Source organism: Microbulbifer elongatus, from assembly GCF_020524885.1.
GTDB lineage: Bacteria > Pseudomonadota > Gammaproteobacteria > Pseudomonadales > Cellvibrionaceae > Microbulbifer > Microbulbifer elongatus_A.
On sequence record NZ_JAIVKJ010000002.1, the window covers coordinates 580,428 to 596,868 of the forward strand.

Annotated in this window: 16 protein-coding genes; 14 read left to right on the plus strand and 2 right to left on the minus strand. The window is 57.6% G+C overall.

From position 1 onward, the window contains the following. Window positions 1–173: 173 nt before the first annotated feature. From panC to LC059_RS09905, 4 genes are all read left to right on the plus strand, one after another. A complete protein-coding gene (panC, locus tag LC059_RS09890) occupies window positions 174–1,022 on the plus strand; it encodes a pantoate--beta-alanine ligase (protein ID WP_226703686.1) in 849 nt (282 codons plus the stop codon). Window positions 1,023–1,034: 12 nt separating this feature from the next. Beyond that, complete coding sequence (gene panD, locus LC059_RS09895) at window positions 1,035–1,424, plus strand: aspartate 1-decarboxylase (protein ID WP_226703687.1); 390 nt, start codon at window positions 1,035–1,037, stop codon at window positions 1,422–1,424. A gap of 147 nt (window positions 1,425–1,571) precedes the next feature. Then, on the plus strand, window positions 1,572–3,443 hold the full coding sequence (locus tag LC059_RS09900; RefSeq protein WP_226703688.1) for a bifunctional acetyl-CoA hydrolase/transferase family protein/GNAT family N-acetyltransferase: 1,872 nt from the start codon (window positions 1,572–1,574) through the stop codon (window positions 3,441–3,443). 2 nt (window positions 3,444–3,445) lie between these two features. Beyond that, a complete protein-coding gene (locus LC059_RS09905; protein WP_226703689.1) occupies window positions 3,446–4,372 on the plus strand; it encodes a histone deacetylase family protein in 927 nt (308 codons plus the stop codon). Window positions 4,373–4,536: 164 nt separating this feature from the next. On the opposite strand, the gene LC059_RS09910 is transcribed toward LC059_RS09905, so the two are convergent. Beyond that, window positions 4,537–4,890, minus strand: coding sequence for a cupin domain-containing protein (locus LC059_RS09910; protein ID WP_226703690.1), 354 nt, complete (start codon window positions 4,888–4,890; stop codon window positions 4,537–4,539). Between the two features lie 315 nt (window positions 4,891–5,205). On the opposite strand from LC059_RS09910, the gene acs reads away from it, so the two are divergent. From acs to LC059_RS09940, 6 genes are all read left to right on the plus strand, one after another. Further along, the gene (acs, locus tag LC059_RS09915; RefSeq protein ID WP_226703691.1) at window positions 5,206–7,143 is read left to right on the plus strand and encodes an acetate--CoA ligase; all 1,938 of its coding nucleotides are present in this window, start codon (window positions 5,206–5,208) and stop codon (window positions 7,141–7,143) included. Window positions 7,144–7,564: 421 nt separating this feature from the next. After that, window positions 7,565–8,416 (plus strand): universal stress protein, encoded by an 852-nt coding sequence (locus LC059_RS09920; protein WP_226703692.1) that lies wholly within the window; start codon window positions 7,565–7,567, stop codon window positions 8,414–8,416. Window positions 8,417–8,449: 33 nt separating this feature from the next. Continuing rightward, a complete protein-coding gene (locus tag LC059_RS09925; RefSeq protein ID WP_226703693.1) occupies window positions 8,450–8,944 on the plus strand; it encodes a YciI family protein in 495 nt (164 codons plus the stop codon). Between the two features lie 34 nt (window positions 8,945–8,978). After that, entirely contained in the window at window positions 8,979–9,386 is a 408-nt protein-coding gene (locus tag LC059_RS09930; RefSeq protein ID WP_226703694.1) for a hypothetical protein, read from the plus strand. Window positions 9,387–9,508: 122 nt separating this feature from the next. Next, window positions 9,509–9,898, plus strand: coding sequence for a VOC family protein (locus tag LC059_RS09935; RefSeq protein ID WP_226703695.1), 390 nt, complete (start codon window positions 9,509–9,511; stop codon window positions 9,896–9,898). Between the two features lie 167 nt (window positions 9,899–10,065). Next, complete coding sequence (locus LC059_RS09940; RefSeq protein ID WP_226703696.1) at window positions 10,066–12,111, plus strand: TonB-dependent receptor; 2,046 nt, start codon at window positions 10,066–10,068, stop codon at window positions 12,109–12,111. Here the strand turns inward: LC059_RS09940 and LC059_RS09945 are convergent. Continuing rightward, window positions 12,091–12,660 carry a PadR family transcriptional regulator gene (locus tag LC059_RS09945; RefSeq protein WP_226703697.1) on the minus strand — a complete coding sequence of 190 codons (570 nt, stop codon included), beginning with the start codon at window positions 12,658–12,660 and terminating at the stop codon, window positions 12,091–12,093. The genes LC059_RS09940 and LC059_RS09945 overlap by 21 nt on opposite strands. A gap of 348 nt (window positions 12,661–13,008) precedes the next feature. On the opposite strand from LC059_RS09945, the gene alaE reads away from it, so the two are divergent. From alaE to LC059_RS09965, 4 genes are all read left to right on the plus strand, one after another. Further along, complete coding sequence (gene alaE / locus LC059_RS09950; protein ID WP_226703698.1) at window positions 13,009–13,581, plus strand: L-alanine exporter AlaE; 573 nt, start codon at window positions 13,009–13,011, stop codon at window positions 13,579–13,581. 41 nt (window positions 13,582–13,622) lie between these two features. Beyond that, window positions 13,623–14,330 (plus strand): aspartate/glutamate racemase family protein, encoded by a 708-nt coding sequence (locus LC059_RS09955; RefSeq protein WP_226703699.1) that lies wholly within the window; start codon window positions 13,623–13,625, stop codon window positions 14,328–14,330. Between the two features lie 245 nt (window positions 14,331–14,575). After that, complete coding sequence (locus tag LC059_RS09960) at window positions 14,576–15,982, plus strand: response regulator (RefSeq protein WP_226703700.1); 1,407 nt, start codon at window positions 14,576–14,578, stop codon at window positions 15,980–15,982. 101 nt (window positions 15,983–16,083) lie between these two features. Further along, window positions 16,084–16,437: a DUF4870 family protein gene (locus LC059_RS09965; protein WP_226703701.1), complete on the plus strand. Its 354-nt coding sequence runs from the start codon at window positions 16,084–16,086 to the stop codon at window positions 16,435–16,437. Window positions 16,438–16,441 lie beyond the last annotated feature (4 nt).

The window sequence follows — 16,441 nt, forward strand, 5'->3', positions numbered from 1 at the left end:
AGCCAGTTTGCCGGGAGTACACTGAATCTTTCCTGAACCAGATTGAAAGATTTGCGATTGGAGTCCAGAAAACCGAATCTCACCAAGGTTTTCGAACCCGGTCACACTATTTGTTCCGTCCGGCAGCGGAAGGTAATATGCCGCCCGAACAAACATCTGGCGGAACCCCGGCAATGCAAGTCTTTCACCATGTGGCCAGCCTGCGCGAGGCGCTGGGCCAGGCCCGCCGCGATGGCAAGACCATCGGTTTCGTGCCCACCATGGGCAACCTCCACGCCGCACATATCGAGCTGGTCAAGCTGGCACGGCAGCAGTGCGATGTGGTTGTGGTCTCCATCTTCGTTAACCGCCTGCAGTTCGGGCTCAACGAGGACTGGGACACCTATCCCCGCACCATGCAGGAAGATATGGCGAAGCTGCGCGCTGCCAACTGTGACTACCTGTTCCACCCGGAGGAGGCAGAGATCTACCCCAACGGCATGGACCAGCAGACCCGTGTGGTGTGCCCGGCGATGACCGACGTGCTGTGTGGCGCTAGCCGCCCGGGGCACTTTGAGGGCGTTACCACCGTGGTGGCCAAGCTGTTCAATATCGTGCAGCCGGATGCGGCGGTGTTCGGTATCAAGGATTTCCAGCAGCTGGCGGTCATCCGTCGTATGGTGGAGGACCTGTGTATCCCGGTAGAGATTATTGCGGCTCCAGTTCACCGCGAAGACGACGGTCTGGCGATGAGCTCACGCAATGGCTATCTCACCGAGGAGGAACGTCCGAAGGTGGCGGTGCTCAACCAGTCCCTGAACTGGGCGCGGGATGAAATCGAAAACGGTCGCCGGGATTTTGCCGCGCTGGAAGATGAAGCGAAGGCGCGAATTGAACAGGCAGGGTTCAAGGTGGATTACTTGTCCATCTGCAACAGTAAAGACCTGCAGCCGGCCGCTCACGATGATCGCGAGATCACCTTGCTCGGTGCCATGTACACCAGTGGCGCGCGCCTAATCGACAACGTTTCTTTGAGTATGTGAGAGGATTCCGTTATGCAAATCGAGATGCTGAAGGGCAAGCTGCATATGGCGGCGGTGACCCAGGCGGAGCTCTGGTATGACGGCTCCTGTGCGATCGATGAGGATCTGGTGGAGCTGGCCGGGCTGCGCGAGTTTGAAAAGATCGATATTTACAATGTCTCCAACGGCGAGCGCTTCCACACTTATGTGATTCTCGCCGAGCGCGGTTCCGGCATTATTTCTATGAATGGCGCCGCCGCCCGTCGGGTCCAGGTGGGTGACCGGATTATCATCGCGGCTTATGCGCAGATGTCTGAATCTGAAGCGGATGCCTTTAAGCCCAAGCTGGTTTATCTGGATGAAAACAATCGGGTTGAGCGAAGCACTAATACGATTCCTGTCCAAATGGCTGAGCCTGCCTGATTTTCCGAGACAGTGGTCTGCTTTTGAGCTGGTCCGGCGCCTGAGCGCCACTACGCCTGCTTAGAGGGGGCCACAAGCCGGCCTTGTGACCACACGGCCACCCGCCTACCATAAGCTCAAAACCATGGTAGGAACCCACCCCGTCCAATGTCATCCCTGACAAACCCCAAGACCAATGAACCCATTGCCTGGGATCAGCTACTAAAAAGTGGCTGCCGTATTTTTCTGGGCTCACATGCCGCAGTTCCCAATGCGTTGATGGCAGATCTGGTCGCCAACAGTCGCGGACTGAATGATATCCAGGTCACCCAGGTGTTCACCCTGTCCGACAATTTCTGGGCCGAGCGAAAGTACGCAGAGCTGTTTACCGTCAACGCCCTGTACATCGGTGGTAGTGCGGTGCGCGATGCGGTGGCGGAGGGGCGGGCGGACTACACGCCGACGTTTCTCTCGGAAGTGCCAAAACTGTTCAGCGACCATGTACTGCCGCTGGATGCGGCATTGATCATGGTGAGTCCGCCAGATGAGCTGGGTTACTGCTCCCTCGGCGTGAGCGTCGATGTGGTGTCCTCTGCGGTGAAGAATGCCGCCACTGTGATTGCCCAGATAAACCCGAGCATGCCCCGTACCAGTGGGCACACGTTTATTCACCGTGACCAGATCCAAGCCTGGATGACTGCCGATGTGCCGATCCCCGAGTCACCGCCACCGGAAATGGATCAGGCGGTAGAGCAGATCGGGCAGTATGTCTCACTGCTGGTGGAAAACGGATCGACCCTGCAGATCGGTATGGGCAAGGTTCATGACGCGGTTTTGCGCTACCTGGGAAATCACAAGGATCTCGGTGTCCACTCGGAAATGATTTCTGACGGTATCGCGCGGCTGATGAAAGATGGAGTGATCAACAACCGCAAGAAGACCTTTCACCGGGGTAAGACCATCACCGCTTATTGCATGGGATCGAAAATGCTTTACGACTTTGTCGATGGCAATCCCCATGTGGAGCTGTATCCAGCAGAGCATGTAAGCTCTCCGGTGAAAATTGCCCGCAATGACAAAATGGTAGCGATCAACAGTGCGATTGAAGTGGATCTCACCGGGCAGGTAGTTTCTGACTCGATCGGGCGGTTACTTTACAGCGGTATCGGGGGGCAGGTGGACTTTATCCGCGGTGCGGCATTGAGCAAGGGCGGCAAGCCGATCATTGCGTTGCCTTCCACCGCAATAAATAAAGATGGAAAGTTGATCTCGCGTATCGTTGCTTCGCTTACCCCCGGTAGCGGTGTCGTCACGTCTCGCGCCCATGTACATTACGTGGTCACCGAATACGGAATCGCCTCCCTGCGCGGAAAGAGCGTGCGCGAGCGCACCCTGGAAATGATTCGTATAGCCCACCCTGATTTCCGCCGCGAGTTGCTGGAGAAGGTGCGGGAGTTTTACTGGGTGCCGGAATATCAGGAGCAGGCGCCCACATCGGTACCCGAGCTGGGGACGGTTGAACAGAAGCGCTATACGTTTGGCGGTATCGAATACACCTTGCGTCCCCTGCGCCCCGCCGACGAGCGAAGGTTGCAGGAGTTCTTCTATACCCACAATAAAGAAACCCTGATGATGCGCTACAACCACCATGTAACGCAGATGTCGCGGGAGAAGTCCTGCAGCCTGGTGAGTGTTGACCAGCAGCGTGATCTGGCGCTGTGCTTTATCGATAACGACGGTGGGCGTGAGGTTATTCAGGGAGTGGGGCGATATTATTTCTATGAAGCAAGCAACAGCTGCGAAGTGGCATTTGTGATCAAGGAGAGCCGCCGCGGCAAAGGTATTGCCACCACCCTGTTGAAAGAAATGGAACTGATCGCTCGCAAGCGCGGTATCGAGACGATGTTCGCCTGTGTGCGCCGTGACAATAAACCCATGCTCGCCATCTTCGAGAATGCCGGGTTCGTTGCCCGTCCGGGTGAAAGCATGGACGAACTGTATTTGGAGCTGGATCTCACCAGCGTATCTGACAAGGACTGAATATGGCCACTGTTGGCGTTTTTACCAGCCCCGCCTGCAATCTCCATGATACGGGCGAAAACCACCCGGAGTGTCCCGCACGCCTCGATGCAATTCAGGACCAGTTACTGTCCAGTGGCATGGAATACGTGCTGCGTTTTTTTGATGCCCCCGAGGCAACACGTGAGCAACTGGAGCGGGTGCATACCCCGGATTACGTCGCATCAATTTTTGCCCGGGCGCCCAGTGAAGGTATTGAGGTGCTAGACGAAGATACCCGCATGTGTCCTCAGTCCCTTGCCGCAGCGCTACACGCTGCCGGCGCTGCGGTGGATGCTGTGGATAAAGTCATCGACGGTGAAGTGAATTCCGCCTTTTGCTCCGTGCGCCCGCCGGGGCACCACGCGGAGCGCGAAAAAGCGATGGGGTTTTGCCTGTTCAACAATATCGCCATCGGTGCCGCCCATGCGCGTGCGGCACACAGCCTGGAGCGGGTGGCGATCCTCGACTTTGATGTGCACCACGGGAACGGTACGGAGGATTTTGTTGCGGGGCGCGAGGGCTACCTGCTGTGCTCCAGCTTTCAGTCTCCCTATTATCCGTTCAGTGGCACTGGTGAATTGCCGGCAAACATCGTCAACACACCGCTGGAAGCAGGCGCCGAGGGCGACGCTCTGAGAGATCTGGTAAGTAACCAATGGTTACCGGTTCTGGAGAAATTCAAGCCGCAGATGCTGTTTATTTCAGCGGGCTTCGACGGGCATATTGAGGATGCGATGGCGCAGCTGCGCTTTCGTGAGGAGGATTACCTGTGGGTGACTGAAAGGTTGCGAGAGTTCGCAGATACGCACTGCGACGGTCGCATTGTTTCCGCGCTGGAAGGGGGCTATGCACTTTCGGCACTGGGGCGCAGTGTGGTTGCGCATTTAAAAGGGCTCATCGGCGGCTGAGTGAGCGAACGATCTGAACTTGATGTGAAGGTCTAGCGCCGGAGGAGGCGGTTCAGGAGCGTCGGCGACAGGGGTATCTACTGGGGGGCGCCTAGCCCGGTCCTGAACCGCCTCCTCCGGCGCTAGACCGCCAGTCAGGTGCCCAAGCAGGTACCGCGGAACAGTCAGTCCTCGTATATAGCGTAAAACTTTTTCACCGAACCGATAGTCTCCCAGGTGCCCTCAAACCCGGCCGGAATACAGAACGCATCCCCCGCAGACACCCTCTCACTGGTGCCCTCGGCGTCGGTAATGATTGCCTCGCCCTCGATGATGTAACAGAACTCATCTTCACTGTAAGTGAGTGTCCACTTGCCTGCATCCGAAGACCAGACACCGCAGAAGAAGTTTTCCTTCGCATTGGTAAAGAAATGCTCCGTCAGCTGCTGGGGCGCACCCGCCAGCACCTTCTCCATGGCTACCGGGCCCGCATCGCGTTCACCCTGTCCCTCTTGAATACGTAACAATTTTGCCGCCATAAAGTACCCGCCTCAAAATGTGATCACTTTTTCCGGTGGGTATTTTGCACTGCGGCGCCGAAAAAGACACGGGATTCCGGCTCTGGGCTGGGAATCCGTAAACATCGCAGGCTATGATGAACTGATAGAAAGGGTGACAGCGTTGTCATTTGTTGGCCGCCAATGGTATAACTTATCGGAAATTCTGCGTCTGGCCCGCCCCTCTGATTCGGTGGCGGGGCGCAACTGCGATGATCGCGCCAGAGTGACCGCTTGCTTACCGGCATCGCTCACTGCAAGCGCAGCAGTCCGATAATTCTAATAAGGGAGAAAACAATGTCTGAAGTGCACCTACATCCAGTGCCGGAAAAGTTTGCTGCCGATGCCCTCGTTCGCAACGAGGACTACGTGCGTATGTACCAGCAGTCGGTAGCAGACCCTGAAGGGTTCTGGTCTCAGCAGGCCAAGGATTTTCTGCAGTGGAGCAAACCGTTCACCAAGGTCGTGGAAGAGGACCTGACAAAAGGTCACGCCGCCTGGTTTGCCGACGGAGAATTGAATGTCTCCGTCAACTGTATCGACCGTCACCTGCCGGCCCGTGCGCAACAGACTGCGTTTATCTGGGAGGGGGATGACCCCGCCGATAGTAAAACCATTACCTATAGCGAATTGCACGAACAGGTGTGCCGTCTTGCCAACCTGCTCAAGGCACGCGGTGTGGAAAAGGGGGATCGCGTGTGTATCTACATGCCGATGATCCCCGAGGCGGCCTATGCGATGCTCGCCTGTAGCCGGATTGGCGCGGTGCATTCCGTAGTGTTCGGAGGTTTCTCCCCTGACTCGCTCAAGGACCGTATTCTCGACTCCGACTGCCGCCTGGTGATTACGGCCGACGAAGGTGTGCGCGGTGGGCGCAAGGTGCCGCTTAAGGCCAATGTGGATAAGGCCCTGGCCAAGTGCCCCAATGTGCACACTGCCATCGTGGTGAAGCGCACCGGTGCGAATATCGACTGGGATAGCAAGCGAGACATCTGGTACGCGGAGTCTGTTGCGGAGCAGAGCACCGACTGTGCCCCCGAGCCGATGAACGCGGAAGACCCGCTGTTTATCCTCTACACCTCTGGCTCTACCGGTAAACCCAAGGGCGTGCTGCACACCACGGCCGGTTACCTGCTGATGTCTACCATGACCTTCAAGTACGCCTTCGACTACAAAGAAGGTGATGTATTCTGGTGTACCGCGGATGTGGGCTGGATTACTGGCCATAGTTACATTGTTTACGGCCCGCTGGCTGCGGGTGCCATCTCGCTGATGTTCGAGGGCGTGCCCACCTATCCAGATGCCTCGCGCTGCTGGCAGGTGGTGGAAAAGCACAAGGTGAATACCTTCTACACTGCCCCCACCGCGATTCGAGCGCTAATGGGCGCCGGTGATGATTTCGTTACCAAATGCGACCGCAGCTCCCTGAGACTCCTTGGCACCGTAGGTGAGCCGATCAACCCGGAAGCCTGGGAGTGGTACTTCAAGGTGGTGGGGGAAGAGCGCTGCCCAATTGTCGATACCTGGTGGCAGACTGAAACCGGTGCCCACCTGATTACCCCGCTGCCGGGCGCCACCGACCTCAAGCCGGGTTCCGCTACCCGTCCTTTCTTCGGTGTGCAGCCGGCGTTGCTGGATGAAAAGGGGCAGGAAATCCAAGGCGAAGGCGAGGGCGCACTGGTAATGAAGGCCAGCTGGCCGAGCATGATCCGCAGTGTGTTTGGCGATCACCAGCGCATGATTGATACCTACTTCTCTACCTTCCCCGGCTATTACTTCACCGGTGATGGTGCTCGTCGCGACGCAGACGGTTACTACTGGATTACCGGCCGTATCGACGACGTACTTAATGTCTCCGGTCACCGTCTGGGTACCGCGGAAATCGAAAGTGCCATCGTGCTGCACGAAGATACGGCGGAAGCGGCGGTGGTGGGTTACCCACACGATATCAAGGGACAGGGCATTTACTGTTACGTCACCCTGAAGAACGGCCGCGAGCCGTCTGAAGCATTACGCAAGGAGCTGATCGACCTGTGCGTACAGGAAATCGGCCCCATCGCCAAACCCGATATCATTCAGTGGGCCCCGGGCCTGCCGAAAACCCGCTCTGGCAAGATCATGCGTCGCATCCTGCGCAAGATTGCCTGCAACGAACTGGACTCTCTTGGGGATACTTCTACCCTTGCCGATCCTTCTGTTGTTGACGACCTCGTGGATCGTCGGGCCAATAAATAATTCCAGCGCTTCGTGGCGGTGTGCTCTGTTTGACCTCTTGTGGCGGCGGAGCACTGGGTATTCGTTTTCGAAACCGCTGTGAATACATCCATGTACGCTGCGTCGGCGACATCCCTGTCGCCGACGCTTTCGAAAACGAATCCCCAGCCCTCCACCTTTAGATTAAGTATCATTTCTTCGTTAGCTGGCTCGGAAATGCAGCCAACAAAACTCTGAGTTTGGGACTAAAGATTACTCGCTCGATTTACGTTACGTAGCCATTCACTTGATGTGAAGGGTAAGTGCTTGCCCGCCTCTGCCGGGGTACAACAGGTGCCACGGATGAGTTCACTACTTAAACTGGGCCCAAGACAAAATCCCAAACCGGTGATTTAATGCCTATAAAGTGTATTGAGTAAGGACCAGCAGCACCGGAGGCCGCATGCAGAATATTCTCGTTATCCTCGACAAGCCAAAACACGAACAGATCGCCCTGCAACGGGCACTGGAACTGGCGGAAAAGGCGGGAGCGAAGCTGCATCTGGTGAGTTTTGTGTACGAGCCTGTGGTATCTATTCCTCTGTTGTCTGGCTCCGTATTAAACGTCAGTGACCAGATGCAAAAAGAGCGGGAGCAATGGCTGCAGACGCTGCAAAGTGAGCATAGCCTGCCGCAGGGTTCTACCGCCGAGGTCGTCTGGCACCACGATATCCCGTCCTGGACCCTCGAATACCTTGCGGAAAATCCCTCTGATCTCGTGATAAAAACGGCCCAGAAACAATTTGGACGCGGCGGTTTCGGCTCGATTGACTGGCGTATGATCGAACAGCTCCCCGTCCCACTGTGGCTCGCGGTCGACACTCCGTGGATCAAGCGTGATCGCATCGTTGCCGCGCTGGACCCCGCTGTTGAAAATAACTTGCACGTGGCGCTCAATCAGCGCGCGCTCAAGCTCGGTGAAACCTTCTGCAAGCTGCTCAATGCGGAGCTGGAATCCGTAGCCTGCGTGCCCGCCCCAGGAGAGATCTCGGATCTGGACAAGTTTCGAGAGCAGGCCGGTGCGCTGCTGAATGCTGTGGACAAGGTGATTGCCGACAGTGGCGTCAGCTGTAAGAAGACCCACTTTGTTACCGGAAAACCTGCGGCCGAAGTCAATCGCGTGGTGGATCGCAACAAGGCACGTATGATTCTGGTGGGGCGCGGGGTGCGCAAGGGGCCGAAGGGCTTTTTGCTGGGCAATACCGCCGAGCGTATTCTCGGCCGCGCCAATACCGATGTTTTGATCGTCCCCTGAAATTGAACGACTACAACAATAACGAGAAATAAAATGAATACTCGCCGCAATCCCTTGCTCTTAATCTTCAGCCTGCTCAGTACTTTTCTAATTGCTGAAACTATCGCCGCCAGTGCTGCAGAGACGGCTCCCTCTGACCAGCCGGCATACAATGCCGAGCTCGCCAAACAACTTGGTGCGGATGAATACGGTATGCACCGCTATGTAATGGCGCTGCTAAAAGCAGGCCCTAATCGCGAGCGCGACAAGGAAACTGCTGCGGCACTGCAGCGGGCACATATGGCAAATATTCAGCGCCTGGCCGATGAGGGCGTGTTGGTCCTGGCCGGTCCGTTTTTCGATGGTGGCGAACTACGTGGAATATACGTTTTTGATGTGGATACGGTAGAGGAGGCGCGCAAGCTAACCGAGACCGATCCTGCGGTAAAAGCGGGCAGTCTGGTGATGGAGCTGCATCCCTGGTACGGTTCTGCCGCAATCAAGTCAATCAATGATCTCCATAAACGCATTGCCAAACAGGCGCCGTAATAGCGGCGCTTTTCGGGGGATAAGGAATTCCAGCGTGAATCAACAGCAGTACCTCTGTGACCACTATCGATTTAATGCCGAACAGCGCCTCAAAGCGTTCAACTTTTTTGTGGTGCTTTCCATGTTCGCCGACGGTGGTGTTTTTACTGCGGTGGAAAAGGGGTTCCACCCACTGATTCTGATCTTGCTGGGCGGATTCGTGGTGATCGTGTCGGCTGTGTTCTGGGTAATGGACCTGCGCAGCCGCGAGCTGTTGAGCCTGGCCGTGCCCGGGTTGCGGGCAATTGAGCAGGAGTTGCCGGAGTCTGCGCGGGTGTTCAGTCGCGACCTGCATACCCAGCATCGCTTTATCCGCTACACCTTTGCCATTCGCGCGCTGATTCTGGGGCAGTTTATGTTTGGCGCGGCGGTTGTGGCTTTCGGCGCATTTTCCCTTTTCTGATGGGCGGAATCTTTTTCGATCTGGCGATTCCGGACTGCCGCCCTCGAGCCTTCTATACTGGTTTCCCATAGGGTTACCCCGCATGTGGTATTCCGGATTGGCTTTGGTAGGGAGAGCGAACCATGCTGGATCATATTGGCCTCGTCGTGCACGACTATCAGCGCAGCAAGGTGTTTTACCAGGCGGCACTGGCACCGCTCGGTTACGAGCTGATCAGCGAAATGGGTGACTGGGCCGGCTTCGGCTGGGGTGGCAAGCCCCAACTGCTGATCAAGGGCGGCTCCAGTACAACACCTTCCCTGGAAATTGCATTTAGTGCCGAAGACCGAGAAACGGTACAGGCATTCTACGATGCCGCCCTCGCTGCGGGAGCGAACGAAAGTGGTGAGGAGGGTAGTGGTGCGCCAGGACTGCGCCCCGAACACCACGAAAATTATTTCAGCGCTTTTGTGCTGGACCCGGACGGCCACAAAATTGAAGTGGTGTGTCATATCCCCGAAGACGCCTTCTAGTTAGTCCCCTGGCTGCCGGCTTCTTTTCACAATCAGCGTCATTTGACGCACGAATCCTTTCGCGCTGTCTGGCAGTGTAACCAACCTCTACTATCTTGAAGTCTGACCGACGGTTGTGCGGTCCGGCTGCTTTTCCTACCTGAAATAATCAGAAAAATGAGGTTGTCATGTCCCTTGCCCTGTTCATCGTGCTGGCTGCCGATGGTGCTCTCGAATCTACACGCAAAAGCTACGCTAGCAGCGGCAGTGAAGCCGTGGAAGAAGTGTCTGTTCTCGGTCGCCAGCTGAATCTGAACGGTGAAGCCATTTCTGCTTCCCAGGGCGAAGTGGGCCCCACTGAAATCGGTGCCTGGCCCTTGATACGTACCGGTGACCTGATGGAGTTCGTGCCCGGTATGGTGGCTACCCAGCACTCCGGCAGCGGCAAGGCCAACCAGTATTTCCTGCGGGGGTTTAATCTCGACCACGGTACCGATTTCGCCACCTTTGTGGATGGGATGCCGGTGAACCTGCGCACCCATGGTCACGGTCAGGGCTATACCGACCTCAATTTCGTGATCCCGGAAACTGTGGAGCGGCTGCGGTATCGCAAGGGCCCCTACTATGCGGAGGTGGGTGACTTCTCCTCGGCCGGGGCGGCGCATTTTGTGCTGGCGGAAAAACTGCAACAGGGCATTGCCGAACTGAGTTTTGGAGAGCATGGATACCGTCGCGGTGTGGTGGCGGATACCATCTCTAACGCAGACAGTGACCTGCTGCTGGCCGCGGAGTGGCAGGCCTACGACGGTCCCTGGAGCGATGTCCGTGAAGACGTTAACAAGGTAAACCTGCTCGGGAAGCTCGCTACCGAGCTAGGCACTGGTCGTGCGTACCTGACGTTTATGGGCTACGACAACCAGTGGAACTCCCCGGACCAGATTCCCAGCCGCGCGGTCACCCAGGGCATCATTGATCCTTATGGCTCCCTGGACACAAGCCTCGGTGGCGACACTCGCCGCTACAGTCTGTCCGGCGGCTGGACCGGAGCCCTTGTCGGTGGCGAGTTGTCTGCCAGTGCTTTTGCCATCGATTACGACTTCAATCTCTGGTCGAACTTTACCTACCAGCTGGAAAACACGGACAGTGGCGATCAGTTCCAGCAGCGGGACGACCGCCGCATCTATGGATTTGAGGTGGCGCAAAACTGGCAGCGCAATGCCGCCGGCTGGCAGCTGGGTCTGCAAGGGCGGCGCGATGATATCGATCAGGTAGGGCTGTACCACACTGCCGTTCGCGAAGTGCTGGGCACAGTGCGTGAGGACCGGGTGGTGGAAGACAGTCTGGGGCTGTTTGCGGTAAACCAGTACCAATGGAGCGAAACGGTGCGTTCCTACCTCGGGCTGCGCTATGACCACTACGACTTCGACGTGAACGCGGGGCTTGAGCAGAACAGCGGCCAGCGCAGCGATGGCAAGCCTTCTGTGAAGGCGAGTCTGGCCTGGCAGCCCTGGCCGGTAGCGGAACTCTACCTGAGCTACGGTCAGGGTCTGCACTCCAACGACGCCCGCGGTACGGTGATCCAGGTGGATCCGGTTTCGGGTGAGTCAGTGGATACGGTGGATCCGCTGGTGGCGTCACGCGGCTATGAGCTGGGTTCGCGCCTGTTTGTCACCGACCAGCTCCACGCTACCCTCGCGGTGTGGGAACTGGAACTGGATTCCGAGCTGCTGTTCGTGGGTGACGCCGGTAATACCGAAGCCAGCCGCCCCAGCCAGCGCCGCGGGGTAGAGGCGGGGGTTTATTGGTTCGCCTCTGACCACATCAGTGGCGAGCTGGAGGTGTCCTACACCGATGCGCAGTTTGCCGATCGCGATGCTGCCGGCAGCGAAATCCCCGGTGCGATTCCGCTGGTGGCCAGTGCCGCGCTCAACTACAGCAAGGATGGCTGGTTTGCCTCTCTGCACCTGCGCCACTTTGGCACCTATCCACTGATCGAGGATCGCAGCGTTAAATCTGATGGTGCTTCACTAGTGAACCTGCGTATGGGGCGGGACTTTGCCGGTAGTTGGCGCCTGCAGCTGGACCTGCTGAATGCCCTGAATTCCGCCGACCACGATGTGGATTACTTCTACGCATCGCGTCTGCCAGACGAGGCCGCCGGCGGGGTGGAGGATATCCACTATCACATCTTCGAACCGCGTACCCTGCGGGCTTCAGTCCGATACAGTTTCTGACCCTCCGGCCCCCTCTTGCTCCGGTAGCTTTTCCAGCAACTGCTCCGCCCAGCGTATCCAGGTTTTCTCGGTCTCGATGCCCAGTAGAAGTGGCTGGTGAGCCAGCCACAGGCGTTGCTGTTGTTCGGGTGGGCGACTGTAAAAGCGCTGGTTCTGGGCCTCGTAGGTGGCGAGCATCTGCCGGTGCTCCTGGAGATGCCGCTCCAATTCGGCGCGCACCTGTGCACCACTCAGGTGATGGCCGGCAAACAACTGGATAAGAAAGGGCTCGCGTATCTTCTGTGCGGCGGCGGGTTTGGCCGCCCATTCCGCCAGTGCTGAGCGGCCAGCGGCGGTGAGCGAGTAGACCTTCTTGTCTGGCCTTCCCTCCTGCGGCTGTTCTGTGCAGTCCAATAACCCCTCTGCGTGCAGCTTGTGCAGCTCGCGGTACATCTGCTGGTGGCTGGCGCTCCAGAAATAGCTGACGCTGCGCTCAAAGCGGCGCTTCAGGTCGTAACCACTGCCAGGCTCGATATCCAGCAGGGTCAGTACGGCAAATCTCAACGACATAGTGTGGGTCTGGTGGTCGGGTGGGCAGTATGCACTGAGTTGCATAGCTGTGGGCAGTGTACTGTCTGTGGCGCCTGTGGGCACCCACTGAGAGGGAGGCGACTGTGCCGCAAGCACTATCGGAGGGGTGAAAATGTCACGCTCAAAGGCTTCGATTTGTTATATATATTTTGAGGATCGCGAATATTTAGGATGTTTATATAGGAAATAATAAAAAGTTAATCTCTCGGGCCTAGTATTTACAAATTTTGTGGATATAATCGCCGGCGCCACCAAAAGTGGTTGAATAATGTCCAATAGCAATGTCGACGGGTTACCCTCCTGTCGTATATCGGGTCAGTTGTTAGTATGTCACCGCAATCCCTGTCGCAGGCTACCGAAGCCATCCCCGTTTCCCCGCCCGTCATGGTGCTGGAAGACGAGCAGCCGGTAGAGACCAGTCAGTCCACCAATACGCAGCTCAACCAGCGACAGAACCGCCGCACCCGCCGTGAAGAGTGGCTGCTGGATGTCTTCGCCATGAACAGCTTTTCCTGGGCCATCGCCATCCCCATCGAGCTTCTGCTCGCGGGCATGAGCTGGCGCGAGCATATCCAGGTGCGCCTGCTGGCCGTGGTGTTCAACACACTGATTGCACGTCCGTTCAGTATCTATCGCAACTGGGTAGTGGCGCGTTTTGGCCGCGGTGGGGCTCTGCACAACTACGCGGTGGACACCTTTGTATTCCTCAGTTTCCAGTTGCCCCTGTACACCCTGAACATGATTCTCGGCGGTGCCTCCTGGGGCGAAATCGCCACCGCCTGCATTACCTTCGTAATGATTGCCGGGGCTCTGGGGCGCCCTTATGGACTTTACCTCGACTGCCTGCGCCGTCTGTGGCTGAATAGGCGGCCGGCCGCGGATACCGTTTCCGCCGGCTGAGTAGAACCTCAATAGATAGTGTGTGGCGGAGTATCGCGGGTATGCAGAATAAGCACATAGAAAACAATGGCATACAGAGTGAGGCGGCGGCCATTGGCGTTGTCGCCGGCACCGCCACGGATACCCGTTTCGGGCTCGATTTCCTGGCCGCGCGCCAGGTGCCGGGGATCGGATTGGCCATTTCTGCTTCTCCCCAGGCCCAGACCCAGTTGCAGGCCCTCGGGCGCAATGACCTGACCCGCCAGCTGATCGAAGCCATTGCGAGTCTGGAGAGCGCGGGCGCCGGTGCGGCAATGATCTACTGCAACTCCCTCTCTGGTGCCGTGGATATGGTTGCCGTGCGCTCTGCTGCGGCTATCCCGGTTATTTCGCCGCTGGACGTTTACGCGGAACTGACTCAGCGCTACCGCAATTTCGGCCTGCTGGCCGCCAATTGTCAGAGCTGCGCCAACATTGAGCGCGAAATCCTCTCCGGCAACCCCTCCGCCAAGGTGATCGGTATCGGCAATCTGCAGATTGTGGAAGATATCGAGGACGGTATGCCCGCCGGAATGATTGTGCGGCAGCACGCCCTGGACGACCTGGCCGCGGCTCTGGTCAAGAGCGGTGTGCAGATTCTTATCCTCGGCTGCACCCATTTCGACTACTTTTATGAGGAACTGCTCGCGCACTGCGATGGAATCCGTCTCTTCCTGCCCTCTGAGCGGATGCTGGCGATTCTGCAAGAGCGGGCGGTCCAGGCTGCTTAAAACCGAGCGATAAAGTTGGTACGGGTGTTTATTTGCGCCGTATGCCACATTTTTACACTGTATTTTCTGCCAAATGGCGTAAAATAGTCTTGTTCGTGCCCTGACTTTGGGCCAACAATCGCGCGAGCAAGCGCGCACTAATAATTCGGACTGGCTTCCCGGCATGCATTGCGGGATTGCAGTGAGCGCTTCAAGCCGTCCGGCCGGGTCGCAGGAATGACCTGGTAAATAATTGGTCTTCAAGGATGAATACAGCCATGCCCTTCCACGGCTCCGTCGGTCGTTCCCTGTCCATCATTCCCGCCAGCGGCATATTCGCAGGCAAGCGGGTGGTGCCAACACTTCTTTTTTCCCTGACTTGCTTCTCTGTACCTGCCGTCGCATTTCCGGGTGAAACGCTGCTTCTGGATACCCAGGTGCCCTTTGGGTGGGTAATGTTGCTGGTCATTGCCACAGTGGCCTTTGCGTCTGCCTGGGTGGTCGGCAGATCGAAGGTCCGTGCGGCGTTGGATGCGGGTGCTGCTCAGGCCACCGACCTGCAGGCGGAGAATGCCAAGCTGTTTCGGCAGGTGCAGTCCCGGGTGCACGAGCTGATGACCCGGGACAAGCTGCTCGAGGAGGCCAAACTCGAAGCGGAGCAGCTGCGTGAAGAGCACTGCGATTTCCTCTCGATCACCGGCCATCGTATGCGCAAGCCGCTGGAGACACTGGTGAGCACCATGAACTTGCTCTCCCGCGGCACTGACGGCGAGGTGCGCCAGCTCGCGGAAGCGGCGCTGGGACAGTGCCGACAGTTGCGCAGTAATATCGAGGATATCCAGCGTGCCGGCCAGATGTCCGGCCAGGCGGTGCCTGCGAGTGCGACTCGGGACACTGCCCAGCGCGAGCTGGAAATCTTGTTAATTGAGAATGACTCCCACCCCTCTTTGCGTACCCGCCTGGAAGCCCACGGCCACCGTGTGCGCCGGGAAACCAACGGTGTGGATGGCGCGGATGCCGCACTGCGCGGCAAGTTCGACCTGGTGTTGATTGATGTGCGCTTGCCGTTGATCGATGGGGTGGAAACCGCGCGCAAAATCCGCGGCGACTTTGGCAACACGGACCTGTTACTCATCGGTATGCTGCCGGATCTGCGCAAGGGAGACAGGGAGCGCTATATGGAACGCGGCCTGAGTGGCATTCTGCCGCTGCCCGCGAGCGATCCCCAGTTGTTGCAGCTGTTGAGCTGGGCGGAGCAGAAGACCCGTGAGAACGCGCCCGCAAGCAAGCCTGCCCGCGCGGCCAAGATGTTGAATTCGGCTACCCTCGAGCGTCAGCGCGATACGCTAGGTCACCTGGCCTTCGCCGAGCTGCTGGGAGATCGTCTGGCCAATATGCCGAAGAAGATCACGGCCTTCACCAGTTCGCTGACGGGTCGCCACTGGCTCGATGCCCAGCACCAGGCCCAGGCCATCGCGGCGGAGGCTGAAAGCGTTGGCCTTGAGGTGGTGGCGAGCCGGCTCAAGGCGTTATCGGCACGTTTGTCTATCGATAGTGAACGGGATTACTGTCGCCACCAGCGCACCGAGATCCTGGGGTTGATGCGCACATCGATCCAGCAGCTGAAGTCCTGGCGGGAGAAAAACGTTCACACCGAATGGGCGCTGCGATAAACACCTCGAGTGTCGCGATAGGTGGCGGCAGAACAGCGTTATCTTTCGCGCGGATTGCGCTTACACTTAGCGCTGCATTTTTTGAACGGAATTTCTAGCCCATGTCAGAGCAGTATCCCGCCGCACAGCAGGCCGAGCGCGAGCGCTCGGGTCGCGATATCGCCACCCTGGTTTACCTGATTCAGGCCATCAGCCTGTTTACCGCTGTGCCTTTTTTCGTTGGCGTCCTGATCAACTATGTGAAGCGCGGTGATGTGCGCGGCACCCTCGCGGAATCGCACTTCCGCTGGCAGATTCGCACCTTCTGGTACAGCCTGCTGTGGTTTGTGGTGGGTTGGGCTACTGTTTGGATTCTGGTGGGCTTTGTGGTCTGGGGAATCAGCTGGGTATGGATGGTTTACCGGGTAATCCGTGGCTGGCTGACGCTGGCAGATAATCGTCCTGCCTACTCCTGAGTGG

Coding starts and splice junctions, on each gene's coding strand:
- alaE (WP_226703698.1), top strand. CDS start 13,009: ATGTCACCGCAATCCCTGTCGCAGGCTACCGAAGCCATCCCCGTTTCC.
- LC059_RS09920 (WP_226703692.1), top strand. CDS start 7,565: ATGCAGAATATTCTCGTTATCCTCGACAAGCCAAAACACGAACAGATC.
- LC059_RS09955 (WP_226703699.1), top strand. CDS start 13,623: ATGCAGAATAAGCACATAGAAAACAATGGCATACAGAGTGAGGCGGCG.
- LC059_RS09965 (WP_226703701.1), top strand. CDS start 16,084: ATGTCAGAGCAGTATCCCGCCGCACAGCAGGCCGAGCGCGAGCGCTCG.
- LC059_RS09945 (WP_226703697.1), bottom strand. CDS start 12,660: ATGTCGTTGAGATTTGCCGTACTGACCCTGCTGGATATCGAGCCTGGC.
- LC059_RS09935 (WP_226703695.1), top strand. CDS start 9,509: ATGCTGGATCATATTGGCCTCGTCGTGCACGACTATCAGCGCAGCAAG.
- panC (WP_226703686.1), top strand. CDS start 174: ATGCAAGTCTTTCACCATGTGGCCAGCCTGCGCGAGGCGCTGGGCCAG.
- acs (WP_226703691.1), top strand. CDS start 5,206: ATGTCTGAAGTGCACCTACATCCAGTGCCGGAAAAGTTTGCTGCCGAT.
- LC059_RS09940 (WP_226703696.1), top strand. CDS start 10,066: ATGTCCCTTGCCCTGTTCATCGTGCTGGCTGCCGATGGTGCTCTCGAA.
- LC059_RS09905 (WP_226703689.1), top strand. CDS start 3,446: ATGGCCACTGTTGGCGTTTTTACCAGCCCCGCCTGCAATCTCCATGAT.
- LC059_RS09900 (WP_226703688.1), top strand. CDS start 1,572: ATGTCATCCCTGACAAACCCCAAGACCAATGAACCCATTGCCTGGGAT.
- LC059_RS09960 (WP_226703700.1), top strand. CDS start 14,576: ATGAATACAGCCATGCCCTTCCACGGCTCCGTCGGTCGTTCCCTGTCC.
- panD (WP_226703687.1), top strand. CDS start 1,035: ATGCAAATCGAGATGCTGAAGGGCAAGCTGCATATGGCGGCGGTGACC.
- LC059_RS09910 (WP_226703690.1), bottom strand. CDS start 4,890: ATGGCGGCAAAATTGTTACGTATTCAAGAGGGACAGGGTGAACGCGAT.
- LC059_RS09925 (WP_226703693.1), top strand. CDS start 8,450: ATGAATACTCGCCGCAATCCCTTGCTCTTAATCTTCAGCCTGCTCAGT.